The organism is Bradyrhizobium sp. AT1, assembly GCF_001590795.1.
Classification (GTDB): Bacteria; Pseudomonadota; Alphaproteobacteria; order Rhizobiales; family Xanthobacteraceae; genus Bradyrhizobium.
Window position 1 is genome coordinate 4,825,057 of the sequence record NZ_JXDL01000001.1, and the last position, 17,539, is coordinate 4,842,595.

16 protein-coding genes are annotated in these 17,539 nt (G+C 65.2%); 5 read left to right on the top strand and 11 right to left on the bottom strand.

Features of this window, described 5'->3' with window-relative positions; translation table 11 throughout:
• Positions 1 to 19 precede the first annotated feature (19 nt).
• Positions 20 to 523, top strand: coding sequence for an RNA pyrophosphohydrolase (locus tag SE92_RS22375; RefSeq protein ID WP_063198422.1), 504 nt, complete (start codon positions 20 to 22; stop codon positions 521 to 523).
• A gap of 62 nt (positions 524 to 585) precedes the next feature.
• Positions 586 to 1,086 (top strand): RNA pyrophosphohydrolase, encoded by a 501-nt coding sequence (locus SE92_RS22380; protein WP_063203704.1) that lies wholly within the window; start codon positions 586 to 588, stop codon positions 1,084 to 1,086.
• A gap of 71 nt (positions 1,087 to 1,157) precedes the next feature.
• Here SE92_RS22380 and SE92_RS22385 read toward each other — a convergent pair whose 3' ends face one another.
• The 6 genes from SE92_RS22385 to SE92_RS22410 all read right to left on the bottom strand — a co-directional run bounded on the left by SE92_RS22385 (position 1,158) and on the right by SE92_RS22410 (position 8,141).
• On the bottom strand, positions 1,158 to 2,819 hold the full coding sequence (locus SE92_RS22385; protein WP_063198424.1) for an adenylate/guanylate cyclase domain-containing protein: 1,662 nt from the start codon (positions 2,817 to 2,819) through the stop codon (positions 1,158 to 1,160).
• Between the two features lie 153 nt (positions 2,820 to 2,972).
• The gene (locus SE92_RS22390) at positions 2,973 to 3,380 is read right to left on the bottom strand and encodes a F0F1 ATP synthase subunit epsilon (protein ID WP_063198426.1); all 408 of its coding nucleotides are present in this window, start codon (positions 3,378 to 3,380) and stop codon (positions 2,973 to 2,975) included.
• A gap of 115 nt (positions 3,381 to 3,495) precedes the next feature.
• Complete coding sequence (gene atpD, locus SE92_RS22395; RefSeq protein ID WP_063198428.1) at positions 3,496 to 4,929, bottom strand: F0F1 ATP synthase subunit beta; 1,434 nt, start codon at positions 4,927 to 4,929, stop codon at positions 3,496 to 3,498.
• A gap of 80 nt (positions 4,930 to 5,009) precedes the next feature.
• Positions 5,010 to 5,882, bottom strand: a complete 873-nt coding sequence (locus SE92_RS22400; protein WP_063198429.1) for a F0F1 ATP synthase subunit gamma — start codon at positions 5,880 to 5,882, stop codon at positions 5,010 to 5,012.
• A 169-nt stretch (positions 5,883 to 6,051) separates the two neighbouring features.
• Positions 6,052 to 7,581: a F0F1 ATP synthase subunit alpha gene (gene atpA, locus SE92_RS22405; RefSeq protein ID WP_063198431.1), complete on the bottom strand. Its 1,530-nt coding sequence runs from the start codon at positions 7,579 to 7,581 to the stop codon at positions 6,052 to 6,054.
• Positions 7,581 to 8,141, bottom strand: a complete 561-nt coding sequence (locus SE92_RS22410) for a F0F1 ATP synthase subunit delta (RefSeq protein ID WP_063198433.1) — start codon at positions 8,139 to 8,141, stop codon at positions 7,581 to 7,583. Before SE92_RS22410 ends, atpA begins: the two co-directional genes overlap by 1 nt.
• 683 nt (positions 8,142 to 8,824) lie before the next feature.
• Between SE92_RS22410 and SE92_RS22415 the strand changes: the two genes are divergently transcribed.
• Positions 8,825 to 9,328, top strand: a complete 504-nt coding sequence (locus SE92_RS22415) for a septal ring lytic transglycosylase RlpA family protein (protein ID WP_063198434.1) — start codon at positions 8,825 to 8,827, stop codon at positions 9,326 to 9,328.
• Between the two features lie 248 nt (positions 9,329 to 9,576).
• On the opposite strand, the gene SE92_RS22420 is transcribed toward SE92_RS22415, so the two are convergent.
• Entirely contained in the window at positions 9,577 to 11,787 is a 2,211-nt protein-coding gene (locus tag SE92_RS22420) for a primosomal protein N' (RefSeq protein WP_063198436.1), read from the bottom strand.
• A gap of 111 nt (positions 11,788 to 11,898) precedes the next feature.
• Between SE92_RS22420 and SE92_RS22425 the strand changes: the two genes are divergently transcribed.
• On the top strand, positions 11,899 to 12,864 hold the full coding sequence (locus SE92_RS22425; RefSeq protein ID WP_063198438.1) for a tyrosine recombinase XerC: 966 nt from the start codon (positions 11,899 to 11,901) through the stop codon (positions 12,862 to 12,864).
• A 245-nt stretch (positions 12,865 to 13,109) separates the two neighbouring features.
• Complete coding sequence (locus tag SE92_RS22430; RefSeq protein ID WP_063198440.1) at positions 13,110 to 13,700, top strand: DUF4337 domain-containing protein; 591 nt, start codon at positions 13,110 to 13,112, stop codon at positions 13,698 to 13,700.
• A gap of 109 nt (positions 13,701 to 13,809) precedes the next feature.
• Here SE92_RS22430 and SE92_RS22435 read toward each other — a convergent pair whose 3' ends face one another.
• The 4 genes from SE92_RS22435 to odhB all read right to left on the bottom strand — a co-directional run.
• Complete coding sequence (locus SE92_RS22435) at positions 13,810 to 14,340, bottom strand: hypothetical protein (RefSeq protein WP_063198442.1); 531 nt, start codon at positions 14,338 to 14,340, stop codon at positions 13,810 to 13,812.
• A gap of 34 nt (positions 14,341 to 14,374) precedes the next feature.
• Positions 14,375 to 15,775, bottom strand: a complete 1,401-nt coding sequence (lpdA, locus tag SE92_RS22440; protein WP_063198444.1) for a dihydrolipoyl dehydrogenase — start codon at positions 15,773 to 15,775, stop codon at positions 14,375 to 14,377.
• Positions 15,776 to 15,832: 57 nt separating this feature from the next.
• Positions 15,833 to 16,594 (bottom strand): SDR family oxidoreductase, encoded by a 762-nt coding sequence (locus tag SE92_RS22445; protein WP_157095934.1) that lies wholly within the window; start codon positions 16,592 to 16,594, stop codon positions 15,833 to 15,835.
• 52 nt (positions 16,595 to 16,646) lie between these two features.
• Positions 16,647 to 17,539: 2-oxoglutarate dehydrogenase complex dihydrolipoyllysine-residue succinyltransferase (odhB, locus tag SE92_RS22450; protein ID WP_063198445.1), on the bottom strand; the 893-nt coding region annotated here is incomplete at its 5' end.

Genomic DNA, 17,539 nt, shown 5'->3' on the forward strand with positions numbered 1-17,539 from the left:
ATGCGAAAGGTCTGGCGGAATGGCGCGTTACGAGGATCTGCCCTACCGGACCTGTGTCGGCGTGATGCTGATCAACCCGAAAGGCCTGGTGTTCATCGGCCGCCGCGCCGGCGGCATCGAGCATGTCGACGACACCCACGTCTGGCAGATGCCGCAAGGCGGCGTCGATCCCGGCGAGGACACCTGGGAAGCCGCCAAGCGCGAGCTCTATGAGGAGACCAGCGTGCGCTCGGTCGAGCGGCTCGGCGAGGTCCCGGACTGGCTCACTTACGACATTCCGCGCACGGTCGCCGGGCGCGCCTGGAAGGGCCGCTACCGCGGCCAGCGCCAGAAATGGTACGCGGTGCGCTTCACCGGCAAGGACAGCGAGATCAACGTCGAGAAGCCCGGCGGCGGCCACAAGGCCGAGTTCGTCAGCTGGCGCTGGGAGCCGATGCAGAATCTGACCGGACTGATCATTCCCTTCAAGCGCCCGGTCTATGAGCGCGTGGTGCAGGAATTTTCCGCGCTGGCGGACCAATAAATCGAATTGTCGTCCCGCCTTCGGTGCTAATGCATCCGGGAATGACGATGAGAGATTTGCGCGTGACGAATGAAAAGCCCTACCGCCCCAACGTGGGGATCGCTCTCTTCAACACCGAGGGCCGCGTGCTGATCGGCCACCGCTTCAAGGGCGACGGGCCCGAGATCATCCTGCCGGGGCTCGACTGGCAGATGCCGCAGGGCGGCGTCGACGAAGGCGAGAATTTGCGCGATGCCGCGATGCGCGAGCTCTGGGAGGAGACCAGCGTCGTCAGCGCGGACTATCTCGGCGAGACCGACTGGTTCACTTACGAATTCCCGCCTTACGACGGCCCGCAGACGCATCGCCTCGCGAAATTCCGCGGCCAGCGGCAAAAATGGTTCGCGCTGCGCTTCACCGGCAAGGATGACGAGATCGATCCGCTGACGCCGCGCAACGGCCAGCCCGCCGAGTTCGACGCCTGGCGCTGGGAACGCCTGGATCGCGTTGCCGACGTCGTGGTGCCGTTCCGGCGCGAGGTTTATCTCGCGGTGGCGCGGGAGTTTGCAGGGTTCGCAAACTGAAAATCGCGAAAACAACCCCATGCACAGTAGAATGGGGCTGAAATCGTTGGGGAATCTTTCGCCGGAAATTTCTAATTGATCGGTCCCACAGTGAACGGGCCGATCGCGATGACGTGGCAATTGCTGTCGCGCTTGGCGCAGTCGGCGAGCGCGGAGGTGACGGCAGCCTGCTCGTCGGCGGCCTTGAGGCCGAGGCCCGGCCGGCCGGCGGTGCCGACGGCAACCGCATTCCAGCCCATGGCGTCGCCGAGCTTGCGCACCACCTCGCCGCGCGCATCCGCCAGGATCGAGGCGTTGGAGGCAGCGTGGAAGAAGCCGGTGATCCTGAACAGGGTCGGGATCGGTACGACGAAATTGTCGTCGATGGCGACCACCATGCACGCGGTGCCGGCAATCGCGCCGCAGGATTCCAGCGACCGCCGCGCCGCATCCTCCGCAGACGAGGCGCCGAGCACCATGAAATATTGTCCGCCCGGGCCGAGCGCGACCGAGCGGGATTTCGCCGCCGGCACGAAGATGTTCTCGAGCCGGACCTTCTGCGGCTCGCGCACCATCGGAAAGTCCTTCGAGGCGAAGGGCCGCTCGGTCATGGCATCGTGGCGCACGAAGGGTTGTGCCGGCATCGGCGGCTTGCCGTGCGTGTAGACGACGGTGTCGCCGACTGCGTAGAGCTCGCAGCGGCGCGGCGATTGCGCGGCGTCGGCGCGCTTCTGGCACTGCTCGAGCGCCATGTTGCGCGCGGCCTCCTCGCTCGCCTGATTCAGCGCCGAACCGGTGAAGCCGCCGACATTGAGCGCGAAGGCCTTGTAATCGCCGGAGCTCGCATAATCGCCGGCGAGGAAGCTGCGGACACGCTCGTTGATGAAGGGCACGCCGTCGGCGGAGAACTTGCCTGACAGCGGGGATGCCGATGGCGACGGCATCGGCGCCATCGCGGCGCCGGCGTTGGGCGGTGTCATCGGAGCCATCGGCGCCTTGGCCATCTGGGTCGGCGTTGGGCTCGGCGCCGCAGCGCTCGCCGTCGGCGTTACGCTGGGTGTCACGGCCGGCGTCGCTGCGACATAGGCCGTCTGCTTGAGCTTGGTGTTGTAGAGAAAGCCCGTCACGCCAATGCCTGCGATCGAGACCACCGCGACCACCAGCGGCCACATCCACACCGGAGCGGCGGCCAGCCTGGCGGCCGGCTTCTTCAGCTGCGGCTTGCCATAGGTCCCGTCCTCGCGCCGCATCGCCACCATGTAGGCATGCACCGGCGTCGGGATGTTCTTGACCTCCTGCGCGCCGATATCGGCGAACTGCACCGAGAGCTTGTTGGCGACCTGCTCGTGCACCGCGCGGGAGACGCAGATGCCGCCGACCTCGGCAAGCCCTTCAAGCCTTGCCGCGATGTTGACGCCATCCCCCAAGAGATCGCCGTTACGCTCGACCACGTCGCCGATGGTGATCCCGATGCGGAACGACATCTGCCGGCTCGGCGGATAGGCCATGTTGCGGGTTCGCAAGCTTTCCTGGATGTCGATCGCGCAACGCACCGCGTCGACCGCGCTCGGGAATTCCGCGAGCACGGCATCGCCCGCCGTGTTGAAGATGCGCCCGCCGGACCTGGCGATGAAATCGTCGACGACCTCGCGATAGGAGGCCAGACGCCGCAGCGTCTCCTCTTCGTCTTCCGCAACCAGCCTCGAATAGCCGGCAATATCGGCTGCGAAGATCGCTGCGATCTTGCGTTTCATCTGCGACCCGCCCCGGGAACAAAATTCGCCGGGGAAGAATGCCGCTATCGGAAGCGCGGTGCAACAAAGTTTCAGCGCCCGCCACGGTCCGTGACGAGCGCTGAGCCTGTTCAGGAATTTTAGGCCTGATGCCCCGGAGCGGTGCCCCGGGGCTTAGTGCATAGCCGTCGAGCTGAGCTGATGCTGGATGCTCTTGTAGTGGTCGAGCCGCTCGATGGCGTGATCGAGCTCGCCGCCTTCGTGCTCCTTCAGCTTCTCTTCCATCTCCGAGATGGTCTCGGCGAACTGAGCGCGGTCAAGCTCGGCCAGCGACGTCGCGACGTCGGCGAGCACCGTCAGGCCCTTTTCGGAGACTTCGGCAAGGCCGCCGAGCACGATGATCTTCTCGTGCTTGCCGCCGGTGGTGATGGTGAGAATACCGGGACGGATCGCGGCGACGACCGGCGCATGTCCAGCCAGCACGCCGAAATCACCCTCGACGCCGGGGATGTCGACCTGATCGACCTCACCCGAGAAGGCGAGCTTTTCCGGAGAGACGAGATCGAAATGGAAAGTGGCCATGGTTGTTTCCGTTCTCTTCACTTGTCACCCGCGGGCTTGACCCGCGGGTCCATCCATCAAAACCTTCTTTTGATGGATCGCCGGGGCAAGCCCGGCGATGACGAGATGACTAAGCTTAGGCGGCTTCCGCCGCGAGCTTCTTGCCCTTCTCGACGGCTTCTTCGATGGTGCCGACCATGTAGAAGGCGGCTTCCGGCAGGTGGTCGTACTTGCCTTCCACCAGGCCCTTGAAGCCCTTGATGGTGTCGGCGAGGTCGACGAACTTGCCCGGCGAACCCGTGAAGATTTCGGCGACGTGGAACGGCTGCGACATGAAGCGCTCGACCTTGCGGGCGCGGGCCACGGTCAGCTTGTCCTCTTCCGAAAGTTCGTCCATGCCGAGAATGGCGATGATGTCCTGGAGCGCCTTGTAGCGCTGCAGCACCTGCTGGACCTGACGGGCGACCGCGTAATGCTCCTCGCCGACGACCAGCGGGGAAAGCATGCGCGAGGTCGAGTCGAGCGGGTCCACCGCCGGATAGATACCCTTTTCGGCGATCGAGCGCGACAGCGTGGTGGTCGCGTCAAGATGCGCGAACGAGGTCGCGGGCGCCGGGTCGGTCAAGTCATCGGCCGGAACGTAGATGGCCTGCACCGAGGTGATCGAGCCCTTCTGCGTGGTGGTGATGCGCTCCTGCAGCGCGCCCATGTCGGTGGCGAGCGTCGGCTGATAACCCACCGCCGAAGGAATACGACCCAAGAGCGCCGACACTTCCGAGCCGGCCTGGGTGAAGCGGAAGATGTTGTCGACGAAGAACAGCACGTCCTGGCCCTTGTCGCGGAAGTCTTCCGCGATGGTCAGACCCGTGAGCGCGACGCGGGCGCGGGCGCCGGGCGGCTCGTTCATCTGGCCGAACACCAGCGCGCACTTCGACTTCACGCTCGGATCCGGATTCTTCGGATCGGCGTTGACCTTGGATTCGATGAACTCGTGATAGAGGTCGTTGCCCTCACGCGTACGCTCGCCGACGCCGGCGAACACGGAGTAACCGCCGTGCGCCTTCGCGACGTTGTTGATCAGCTCTTGAATCAGCACGGTCTTGCCGACGCCGGCGCCGCCGAACAGGCCGATCTTGCCGCCCTTGGCGTAGGGAGCCAGCAGATCGACGACCTTGATGCCGGTGACGAGAATTTCAGCTTCCGTCGACTGATCGGTGTAGCTCGGCGCTTCCTGGTGGATCGCGCGCAGGCCTTCAGTCTTCACCGGGCCGGCTTCGTCGATCGGCTCGCCGATGACGTTGATGATGCGGCCGAGCGTGCCCTCGCCGACGGGAACGCGGATCGGCGCGCCGGTGTCGGTCACTTCCTGGCCGCGGACCAGACCTTCGGTGGTGTCCATCGCGATGGTGCGGACGGTCGATTCGCCGAGATGCTGGGCGACTTCGAGCACCAGGCGGTTGCCGCCGTTCTTGGTCTCGAGCGAGTTGAGAATGGCCGGCAGGTGGCCTTCGAACTGCACGTCGACGACGGCGCCGATGACCTGGGTGACGCGACCGAGCTGGGCTGCCATTGAATGTCTCCTTCGATCCGAACTTCTAAACCGCGGTCAGCGACCGGGATGTTGCATTGATGGGTACCGATGCGTCTTTGCTAGACGGCTTCGGCGCCCGAGATGATTTCGATCAGTTCCTTGGTGATCTGCGCCTGACGCGTGCGGTTGTAGACCAGCGTCTGCTTGCGGATCATCTCACCGGCGTTGCGCGTCGCGTTGTCCATCGCGCTCATCTGCGCGCCGTAGAACGAGGCGTTGTTCTCGAGCAGCGCGCGGAAGATCTGGACCGCGAGGTTGCGCGGCAGAAGACGCGCGAGAATCTCGTCCTCTTCCGGCTCGTATTCATAGGACGTGGTGTTGGCGGCAGCGCCTTCCTCGACCACCAGCGGGATGATCTGCTGGGCGGTCGGGATCTGCGCGATCACCGAGCGGAAGCGCGAGTAGAACAGCGTGCAGACGTCGAACTCGCCGTTGTCGAACCGCGCCAACACCTTCTTGGCGATGTCCTCGGCATTGACGAAGCCGAGCTGGCGAACGCTGCGCAGGTCCATGTGCTCGACGATCTGCTTGTCGAACTGGCGGCGGAGCTGCTCGTAACCCTTGCGTCCCACGCAGAAGAACTTCACGTCCTTGCCCTGCGCCATCAGCGCCAAAGCGCGCTCACGGGCGAGACGGACGATCGAGGAGTTGAAGGCGCCGGACAGGCCGCGCTCGCCGGTGCAGACCAGCAGCAGGTGAACCTGGTCCTTGCCGGTGCCGGCCAGCAGCACGGGCGCGCCGGGCGAGCCCGCCGCGGCGCTAGCAATGTTGGAGATCACCGCGCTCATCTTGTCGGCATAGGGACGCGCGGCTTCCGCCGCGGTCTGCGCGCGGCGCAGCTTGGAGGCCGCGACCATCTGCATGGCCTTGGTGATCTTTTGCGTCGCCTTGGTGGAGGCGATGCGGACGCGCATGTCTTTAAGTGACGCCATTCTTCGTCCCCAGCGATCAGCTTGCGGCTCGACCGCGACCCTATCTTTTCGTCATGCCCGGGCTTGTCCCGGGCATCCACGTCTTGTCGCCACGCAGTAAGGCGTGGATGGCCGGGACTTCAGTTACGAAGACGCGCTTCGCGCTTTAGCCCGGCCGTGACGGCGTTACTTACGCGAAGCTCTTCGCGAAACCTTCGACCACCGACTTCAGCTTGGCAGCCACGTCGTCGGAGAGGTCGCGGGTGTCGCGGATCGAGTTGAGGATCTCGACGTGCTTGCCGCGCAGCAGCGAGAGCAGGCCGTCCTCGAACGCACGCACCTTGTTGACGGGGAGCGGATCGAGATAGCCGTTGGTGCCGGCCCAGATAACGCAGACCTGCTCTTCCATCTTCAGCGGCGAGAACTGCGGCTGCTTCAAGAGCTCGGTCAGGCGCGAGCCGCGGTTGAGCAGGCGCTGGGTCGAGGCGTCGAGGTCGGAGCCGAACTGCGCGAACGCCGCCATTTCGCGGTACTGCGCGAGCTCACCCTTGATCTTGCCGGCGACCTTCTTGGTGGCCTTGGTCTGCGCCGACGAACCCACGCGCGACACCGACAGACCGACGTTCACCGCGGGACGGATGCCCTGGAAGAACAGGTCGGTTTCCAGGAAGATCTGGCCGTCGGTGATCGAGATGACGTTGGTCGGGATGTAGGCCGACACGTCGTTGGCCTGGGTTTCGATGACCGGCAGCGCCGTCAGCGAGCCCGAGCCCTGGTCCTTGTTCAGCTTCGCCGCGCGCTCGAGCAGGCGGGAGTGCAGATAGAACACGTCGCCGGGATAGGCTTCGCGGCCCGGCGGGCGGCGCAGCAGCAGCGACATCTGGCGGTAGGCGACGGCCTGCTTGGACAGATCGTCATAGATGATGACGGCGTGCATGCCGTTGTCGCGGAAATACTCGCCCATGGTGCAGCCGGTGAACGGCGCGATGTACTGCATCGGCGCCGGATCCGACGCGGTGGCGGCGACGACGATCGAATATTCCAGCGCGCCCTGCTCTTCCAGCACCTTCACGAACTGGGCGACGGTCGAACGCTTCTGACCGACCGCGACATAGACGCAGTACAGCTTGATGTTCTCGTCCGGCTGCGCGTTGAGCGGCTTCTGGTTCAGGATGGTGTCGAGCGCGATCGCGGTCTTGCCGGTCTGACGGTCGCCGATGATCAGCTCGCGCTGGCCGCGGCCGATCGGGATCAGGGCGTCGATCGCCTTGAGGCCGGTCGCCATCGGCTCGTTCACCGACTTGCGCGGAATGATGCCCGGCGCCTTGACGTCGACGCGCATGCGCTTGTCGGCCTGGATCGGGCCCTTGCCGTCGATCGGATTACCGAGACCGTCCACGACGCGGCCGAGCAGGCCCTTGCCGACCGGCGCGTCCACGATGGCGCGGGTGCGCTTGACGGTCTGGCCTTCCTTGATCTCGCGGTCGGCGCCGAAAATAACGACACCGACGTTGTCGGTTTCGAGGTTCAGCGCCATGCCGCGCGTGCCATTCTCGAACTCGACCATTTCACCGGCCTGGACGTTGTCCAGACCGAAGACGCGGGCGATACCGTCGCCGACGGACAGCACCTGTCCGACTTCGGAGACTTCAGCTTCCTGGCCGAAATTCTTGATCTGGTCCTTGAGGATCGCGGAAATTTCCGCGGCGCGGATGTCCATCAGCCTGCCTCTTTCATCGCGTGCTTGATCGAATTGAGTTTGGTGCGAAGCGAACCATCGATCATGCGGCTGCCCAGCTTGACGACGAGGCCACCGATGATCGCGGGATCGACTTTCACGTTCAGCGCGACGTCCTTGCCGGTCACCGACTTCAGGGCAACCTTGAGGGCGTCGAGATTCTTGTCAGAGAGCGCTTCCGCCACCGTGACGTCGGCCGTTGCCTCGCCCTTGAACTTGGCAACGAGGGCGCGGTAGGCGCGAATGACGTCCGCCACCACGAACAGGCGGCGGTTGGCGGTCAGCACTTTGAGGAAATTGGCGGAGATGCCGGCGATGCCGGCCTTGTCCAGCACGGCCGAAAGAGCCCGGGACTGGACGTCGGCCGCGAACACCGGGCTGCGAACGAGGCGCTTCAGATCGGCGCTTTCGGCCAGCAAGGCCTCGAATTTCTCGAGATCGGCCTTGACCTCGTCGACCAGTTTCTGGTCGCGGGCCAGCTCGAACAAGGCCGTTGCATAACGGCCGGACACACCGGAAACGGACGTATCTTCTGCAGCCACAGACGCGCTCTTTTTGCTGTCAAACTCGCAAGGGAAAAACCGTCGCCACAAAGCGGCGCCTAGCGATCCAAGCCCTTGGAATTCAAGCGGGACTTCGATTTCCGGCCGACACGGGACGTGCCGGATCCGTTAAAATCGCGGCTTTGCTAACATAGCAGGCGCGCAGGTGCAACATGACGCCAAATTAAAGGCACGAGGTTCTGTCGCCAGTTCGTCGCACGCTGCGACACTTCGATAGCCGTCTGATCCGAGATGGGACCCAAGGGTCGGATAAGGATCGGACAACCTGCCGGGTCACGGAATGTGAGAGACCTCGCCGTGCTCCTTCCGGGTGCGTTGGTTCCTGCCCTCAGCGCATAGCGGCCATGAACACGGATCGCTGAGGCGTGATTCGGCCGCCCTCAGCTCCACTCGCCGAATACTTACCCAATTCTAAATATCCGACGCGACAACTTCGCTCTACAGTATTCGCATGTAATCGGTAGGTTAATAAATCTTTAAAGAGAAAGATTACGGAACATCGGCTGAATATCTGATGCCGGTAACAAGATATTTCATGACGACACAGAATGGATTTACTGCCCAATTCATGCCGCATTGGGAATCGAAACGCCAAACCGCTCACAAACTGATGGGGGCTCCACTAGCCACATATGTGGCAATACTAGCTTAGGGACCACTAAATGCTGTCTTTGAAGACGCTGGGCACTGTGACCCGGCCGCGTACGGCGATCGCTTTCGTTGCCGCAACTCTCCTCATCGGTGGAACTGCCACCGAAGCTTCCGCCAAATCCCGCCACCACCGGCATCACCATCATCACCGTCACCAGGCCCAGACCGATACCAACGCGACCTCCGATTGGCGCAACGCCAATGCGTCGATGAACCCGACCTCGGGCGGCGGCCGCAGCTTCTCCGGCATGGCCTCCTATTACGGCAACGAGTCCGGCAGCCGCACCGCCTCGGGCCAGCGCTTCAACCAGAACGCCCTGACCGCGGCGCACCGCTCGCTGCCGTTCGGCACCAAGCTGCGCGTCACCCACCGCGGCTCGAGCGTCATCGTCACCATCAATGACCGTGGCCCGTTCATTCGCGGCAGGGTTCTCGACCTCTCCACGGGCGCTGCCCGCGCCATCGGCCTCACCGGCGCCGGCGTTGGCCGCGTCACCGCGGAAGTCGTCTCCTAAGGCGCGTTAGCGCCGTCACGATACGCGCAGATTTCCATCAGTTTGATGCGCGTCTGAAACAAGCCCGCGGTCTTGGGGGACCGCGGGCTTTTTTACGTGCTGTCGTGTCCCGGACAAGCTGCAACGCGCAAGCGTTGCGGCGCAGAGCCGGGACCCAGGAGCCGCGAACTCCGCTGCGACATGGGCCCCGGCTCTGCAGCGCACCGTCGAAGAGACGCTGCGCTGCGTCCGGGGCACGGGACCATTTCCTACAAAAAGCTCTGCGGGTCGACGTCGACCTCGAGTTTCTGATTGCCCGTCGGCTTCGGGCACACCGCGAGCCAGCTGCGCAAATAGTCCGACAGATCGAAGCCGCGGGCCGATTTCACCAGGATGCGGAAGCGGTAGCGACCCTTGATGACGGCGAGCGGCGCTTCCGCGGGGCCCAGCACCACGACGCGCTCGTCGCGCGGCGCGAGCGCGACGAGACGGCGGCCGAGACCTTCGGCGCTCGGGCGGTCGCCCGCGGAGATGATCAGGCTCGCGAGCCGGCCGAACGGCGGATACAGCGTCCTCTCACGCAGGTCGATCTCGCTGTCGTAGAAGGCTTCGCGATCGCAGGCGATCAGCGCCTTCATCACGGGATGATCGGGCTGGTGGGTTTGCAGATATCCGACGCCGCGGCCCTGTTCGCGCCCGGCGCGGCCGATCACCTGGTTGAGCAATTGCCAGGTGCGCTCCGCCGCACGCGGATCGCCGTTGGAAAGACCGAGATCCGCATCGACCACGCCGACCAGATTGAGCCGCGGAAAATTGTGCCCCTTGGCGACGAGCTGGGTGCCGATGATGATGTCGACGCGGCCCTCTGCGATCTCGGCGAGCTCGCTGCGCATCGTCTCGATCGAGGTGATGAGATCGCTCGACAGCACCATGGTGCGGGCCTGCGGAAACAGCGCGGTCGCCTCCTCCTGCAGCCGCTCGACGCCGGGACCGACCGCAACCAGCGATTCCTCCGCCGCGCAATGCGGACAGGTCGGCGGCCGCGGCATCGAGAAGCCGCAATGATGGCAGACCAGGCGCTGGCGAAAGCGGTGATCGACCAGCCAGGCATCGCAGATGGTGCAAGCGAAGCGATGGCCGCAGGCGCGGCACAGCGTCAGCGGGGCATAACCACGGCGATTGAGAAACAGCAGCGCCTGTTCGCGCTTCTCGATCGCGATCCTGATCTCACCGGCGAGGCGCGGCGAGATATAGCGGCCGCGCGCGGGCGGCTCGCGGCGCATGTCGATGGCCTCGATATGCGGCATGTGCTGGCCACCGAAGCGCGAGGGCAACGCGATGCGCTGATAGCGGTTCTTGCGCGCATTGACCTCGGACTCGACCGACGGCGTTGCGGAAGCCAGCACGACCGGGATTTTTGCGATATGCGCTCGCACCACCGCCATGTCGCGGGCGTGATAATGCACGCCCTCGTCCTGCTTGTAGGCCTGGTCGTGCTCTTCATCGACCACGATGAGGCCGAGATCGGCGTAAGGGAGAAACAGCGCCGAGCGCGCGCCGACCACGACCGGCGCGGTGCCGCCCGAGATCGCCGCCCAATTGCGCGCGCGCGTGCGCGGCGTCAATTCGGAATGCCATTCGATCGGACGCACGCCAAAGCGCTGCGCGAAGCGATCGAGGAACTGGCCGGTCAGCGCGATCTCCGGCATCAGGATCAGCGACTGCTTGCCGCGGCGGATGGTTTCCGCGACGGCCTCGAAATAGACCTCGGTCTTGCCCGAGCCGGTGACGCCGTCGAGCAGCGCGACGTGAAAGCTGCCGTTGGCCGCGAGCGCGCGCATCGCATCCACACCGGCGCGCTGCAGCGGCGAGAAATCCGGCCGGCCGAACTCGGGATCAGGTGCCGGTGGCGGCGGGGGCGGCGGCATCGGCTCGACCGTGAGCGTGCCTTCGTCGACGAGGCCGTCGATCACGCCTGAGGACACGCCGGCTTCCTTCGCAGCCTCAGACTTGCCGTGCAGCAGCCGGTCCGACAGCACCTCGATCACGCGCGCCCGCGCCGGCGTCAGCCGTCGCGGCGGATCGCCGACCAGGCGCACGCCGGGACGCACCCGCTCGGGGCCGAGAGTTTCGCCCATCCGCAGGCACATGCGCAGCACCATGCCGCGCGGGCTCAGCGTGTAATTGGCGACCCAGTCAACGACCTGGCGCAACTCGGGCTTGAGCGGCGGAAGGTCGAGCTTCTCGCTGACCTCCTTGAGGCGGTTGTGCAGGCGCGGATCGGGATTGGCGTTTTCGCCCCAGACCACGGCCAGCACCTCGCGCGGCCCCAGCGGCACGGCGACGAGATCGCCCGCCTTCAGCTCCATGCCGCGCGGCACCTTGTAGGAATAGGTCTGGTCGAGCGCGACCGGCACCAGCACGTCGACCATGCCGGTCGCGTGGGTGGGGGCGGTCGTGCTGCGCGGCGTGTGATCCATGAACGGAGAATCGGAACCCTGGGCTTGAAGGCTAGCGCCCTGGGGCGGCCTTAGCGAACGATAAACGAGTGTGATGCGATATACTGGGTGGAATCACCACGTCCAGAGCGCATGAGCAAAGCGGCCGCCCCTCAGATCGAGCTCGCCAGCGCCGATCCCTCGATCGCGCAGGAGATGACGCGCTGGCTGTCGCATCTCGGCGCCGAGCGGCGGCTGTCGCCGAAGACGCTGGAAGCTTATGGCCGCGATCTGCGGCAATGCCTGGATTTCCTCTGCGCCCATTGGGGCGAACGCGTGACGCTCGCGCGCTTCGCCGCGCTTGAAGCAACCGATGTGCGCGCCTTCATGGCGATGCGAAGGGCCGACGACATTGCCGGCCGCTCGCTGATGCGCGCGCTGGCGGGCCTGCGCTCGTTCGGACGGTTTTTGGAGCGCGAGGGCAAGGGCAAGGTCGGCGCACTCTCCGCGATCCGCGCGCCGAAGGTCGCCAAGAGCTTGCCGAAGCCGCTGCCGATGGCATCCGCGAAACGTCTTGCCGATGCCGACGAGCGCGCCGGCGAGGACCGCGAGACCTGGATTCTCGCGCGCGACGCAGCCGTGATGGCGCTGCTGTATGGCTCGGGCCTACGCATCTCCGAGGCGTTGGGATTGAAGCGCCGCGAGGTGCCGCGGCCCGGCGAAGGCGACGTGCTGATCGTCACCGGCAAGGGCAACAAGACCCGCATGGTGCCGGTGCTGCAGAACGTGCTGGGGCTGGTGCAAGAATACGTCGCGATGTGCCCCTACCCGCTACCCGCCGAAGGTCCGATCTTCGTCGGCGCGCGCGGCGGCCCGTTAAGCCCGCGCATCATCCAGCTCGCGATGGAGCGGCTGCGCGGCGCGCTTGGGCTCCCCGACAGCGCGACGCCGCACGCGCTCCGCCATTCCTTCGCCACGCATCTGTTATCACGCGGCGGCGATCTGCGCGCGATCCAGGAATTGCTCGGCCATTCCTCGCTGTCGACGACGCAGGTCTATACCGGCATCGATTCCGAGCGCCTGCTGGAAGTCTATGCCAGCGCTCATCCGCGGCGGTGAAGTCTCACGATTTCTCGTGCCCCGGACGCAGCGCAGCGCTCCTTAGCGGTGCGCTGCAGAGCCGGGGCCCATCCCACCGCGTGATCGCCTGTAGCTTCTGGGTCCCGGCTCAGCAGCGCAGCGTTGCACGCTGCGCTGCGTCCGGGACAGGAGAGCTGCTGACACACTGACGTCACAGCTCGCGTGCCTCTTGCGCAGGCCGCGCGGTTCGGTCAATCGTTGCGGAACCGAAGCGGAGGGGAATCATGAGCGCACACGAAAGCATGGAGCATGCCGAGCACGCCGAACACGCGTCCGGCTCGAACAAGAAGATCGCGCTCCTGATTGCGGTGCTGGCGCTGTTCCTGGCGATCTCGGAGACGCTCGGCAAGGGCGCCCAGACCGAATCGATCAGCAAGAATGTCGAGGCCGCCAATCTCTGGGCGTTCTTCCAGGCCAAGAGCATCCGCCGCACCGTGGTGATCACCGCGGCCGAGCAGGGCAAGCTGACGCTGGGCGGCACGACCGACGACGCCATGAGGGCGACGGTGCAGAAGCAGGTCGACGACTGGACCAAGACCGCGCAGCGCTACCGCTCCGAGCCCGAGACCGGCGAAGGCACCGAGCAGCTCGCGGAGAAAGCCAAGCACGCCGAGCACGACCGCGACGAGGCGACCGCGAAATACCATCATTTCGAGCTGGCCTCGGCCGCCTTCCAGATCGGCATCGTGCTGGCCTCGGCCACCATCATCACCGGCATGTTCGCGCTGGCCTATGTCAGCGGCATCCTGACGATCGCCGGCCTGCTCATGACCGCGCTCGGCCTGTGGTGGCCGCATCTGCTGCATTTGCATTAGAGGCTGAGGGACGCTTGTAGCCCGCATGGAGCGTAGCGAAATGCGGGAACGGCTGTCCCGGATTGCGCTGCGCTCCATCCGGGCTACGAGACCCGCAACGTGACGACGCTCACCGCGCCTCGTGCACGCTCTTCCTGAAACGCTGGATCAGACGCAGCGTACGTGACGACCAGCCTTCGCCGTTGCCCGCGATCAGCTCGCGGATGCGCTGCTTGATGGGATTGACCAACTCGGCGGCCTTGGCGCGGATCTTCAGCACCAGATCGTAGATCCGCTCGAACCAGTGCATCTCCAGAAGCTTGTCGCGCGTGACGTCGAACACGAAGGCGGTGACGCCGACGCCGAGCAGTTTTGCGAACAGGAACGTGGATACGCCGGTCATCCAATATTCATGGGTGAGCAGCCACAGGCCGACCAGCTTGAGCGGAAACAACGGGATGATCGGCACGGCGAAGATGATCAGCGTCGCCGCCGGCGACAGCGCACCGACCCGCGCCGTCAGCCATTGCTTGAAGCGCGCCAGCGGAATCGCCGCGACAACGCGCGCGACGATCGGCTCGAGATGGTCCCACAGCCAGGCTTCGATCAGGAAGACGATCGCAAGCAGGACCCAGACCGGTTGAAGAAGGCGGCGCAACATATGTTTCCCGCCCGATTCGGTCCTGGGCGCGTGCTTACATATGGATGGCCCGCTTGCCGACTGCAAGCGCGGCCTCCTTGACGGCCTCCGAGCGAGTCGGATGGGCGTGGCAGGTGCGCGCGAGATCCTCCGCACTGCCGCCAAACTCCATGAGAACGCAGGCTTCATGGATCATTTCACCGGCTTCGCGGCCGATAATGTGCACGCCGAGCACGCGATCGGTCTTCGCATCTGCGAGAATCTTCACGAAACCGTCAGTGGTCTGATTGACCTTGGAGCGGCCGTTGGCGGTAAAGGGAAACTTCCCGACGGTGTAGGCCACGCCCGCCTGCTTCAGTTCCTCCTCGGTCTTGCCGACGGAGGACACTTCCGGCGTGGTATACACGACGCCCGGGATCACATCGTAGTTCACGTGGCCGGCCTGGCCTGCGATGATCTCGGCCACCGCAACGCCTTCATCCTCGGCCTTGTGCGCCAGCATGGGCCCGGCGACGACATCGCCGATGGCATAGACGCCCTTCAGGCTGGTGGCGAAATGCGGATCGATCTGCACGCGGCCACGGGGATCGAGCGCGACGCCGGCTTCCTTCAGGCCGAGCGCCTCGGTGTACGGCACGCGGCCGATGCAGACGAGCACGACGTCGGCGTCCAGCGTCTCGGCCGCGCCGCCGGCGGCCGGCTCGATCGTCGCCTTCAGCGTCTTGCCCGACGTATCGACGGCGGTGACCTTGGCGCCCAGCTTGAACGCAAAGCCCTGCTTCTCGAGGATGCGCTGGAATTGCTTGGCGATCTCGCCGTCCATGCCGGGCAGGATGCGATCGAGGAATTCGACGACGACGACTTCAGCGCCGAGACGATGCCACACCGAGCCGAGCTCGAGACCGATCACGCCGGCGCCGACGATCAGCAGCTTGCCGGGGACCTTGTCCAGCGACAGCGCGCCCGTCGAGGACACGATGCGCTTCTCGTCGATCTCGATGCCCTTGAGGCGCGCGATGTCCGAGCCGGTGGCGATCACGATGTTCTTGGTCTCGACCAGCTGCGACTTGCCGTCGGCGGAGACCTCGACCTTGCCGGTCCCCAGGATCTTGCCGGTGCCCTTGAGCACGTCGACCTTGTTCTTCTTCATCAGGAACTCGACGCCCTTGACGTTGCCGTCGATGCCCTGCTGCTTGAAGTTCATCATCGCCGGCAGATCGAGCTTGGGCGCGGAAACGCTGACGCCCATCTTGGCGAAGGAGTGGCCGGCTTCCTCGAACATCTCGGAGGCGTGCAGCAGCGCCTTCGAGGGCATGCAGCCGACATTGAGGCAGGTGCCGCCGAGGGTTGCGTTCTTTTCGACCACCGCGACTTTCATGCCGAGCTGGCTGGCGCGCACCGCGCAGACATAACCGCCGGGTCCAGTGCCGATGACGACGAGATCGTAGGTAGCCATGAGAGAAAGTCCCGTAAGTTTAGCGTGATGAGGATGCGTCAGCGTCCGCGCGGCGCCTCAGCGTCCGCCGGACACATCGAGAGTAGCTGCGGTGATGTAGGAGGCCTCGTCCGACATCAGCCAGATGATGGCGTTGGCGATCTCGTCGGCGGTGCCGACGCGCTTCATCGGCACCATGTGGGCCAGGCGATGATGGCGATCGGGCTCGCCGCCCGAGGCGTGGATTTCGGTGTCGATCAGGCCGGGGCGGATGCCCGCGACGCGGATGCCTTCGCCTGCGACCTCGTAGCCGAGGCCGGTGGTGAAGGAGTCAATCGCGCCCTTGGACGCGGCGTAATCGACATAGGTGTTGGGCGCGCCGAGTTTGGCAGCGACCGACGACAGATTGACGATGACGCCGCCCTTGCCGCCATGCCTGGTGGACATGCGCTTGACGGCTTCGCGCGCGCAGAGGATGGAGCCGGTGACGTTGACCGCCAGCACGCGCTGGATGCGCTCGGCCGACATCTCGTCGACCCGCACGCCGCTGGTGCCGACGATGCCGCCATTGTTGACGAGCGCGGCCAACGTGCCGAACTTGTCGGCCTGCTTGAACAGATCGAGGATGTCGCCTTCCTCGGCGACATCGCATTTCACCGCGATCGCCTTGCCGTTGCCGGCCTCGATCTGCGCGACCACCTCGTCGGCGGCCTTCTTGTTGCTGGCGTAGCCCACCACGACGCGATAGCCGCGCGCGGCCGCCGCGAGCGCGGTGGCCCGCCCAATGCCGCGGCTGCCGCCGGTGATGACAACGACTTTATCGGTCACGCGCGCCTCCATGGTTCGACATGCGCCGCCGCTCATGGCGACGGCGCTCGCGGAGCATCAGGAATCAGAGATCCAGCACCAGACGCGCCGGATCTTCCAGGCTCTCCTTGACGCGAACCAGGAAGGTGACGGCTTCCTTGCCGTCGATCACGCGGTGATCGTAGGACAGCGCCAGATACATCATCGGGCGGACCTCGATCTTGCCGCCGACGACCATCGGCCGCTCCTGGATCTTGTGCATGCCGAGGATGCCGGACTGCGGCGCGTTCAGGATCGGGGTCGACATCAGCGAGCCGTAGATGCCGCCATTGGTGATGGTGAAGGTGCCGCCCTGCATCTCGTCGATCTTGAGCTGGCCGTCACGGGCGCGGCGGCCGAAATCGGCGATGCCCTTCTCGATGTCGGCGATCGACTTGTGGTCGCAGTCACGCACCACGGGCACGACGAGGCCCTTGTCGGTGCCGACGGCGACGCCGATGTGGTAGTAGTTCTTGTAGATCAAATCGGTGCCGTCGATCTCGGCGTTGACGGCCGGGATGTCCTTCAGCGCCTGCACGACGGCCTTGGTGAAGAAGCCCATGAAGCCGAGCTTGGAGCCGTGCTTCTTCTCGAACGCATCCTTGTAGTGGGCGCGCAGCGCCATCACGTTGGTCATGTCGACTTCGTTGAAGGTCGTCAGCATGGCCGCGGTGTTCTGCACGTCCTTGAGGCGGCGCGCGATGGTCTGGCGCAGGCGGGTCATCTTGACGCGCTCTTCGCGGGCAGCATCGTCGGCCGGCGACGGCGCGCGCACCTGCACGGCGGCGGCGGGCTGGTTGACCGGGGTCGGCGCCGAAGCGGCGCGCTCGATCGCGGCGAGCATGTCGCCCTTGGTGACGCGGCCGTCCTTGCCGGAGCCCGGAACGGTCGAGGCATCGACGCCGCTCTCGGCCGAGAGCTTGCGCACCGAAGGGGCCA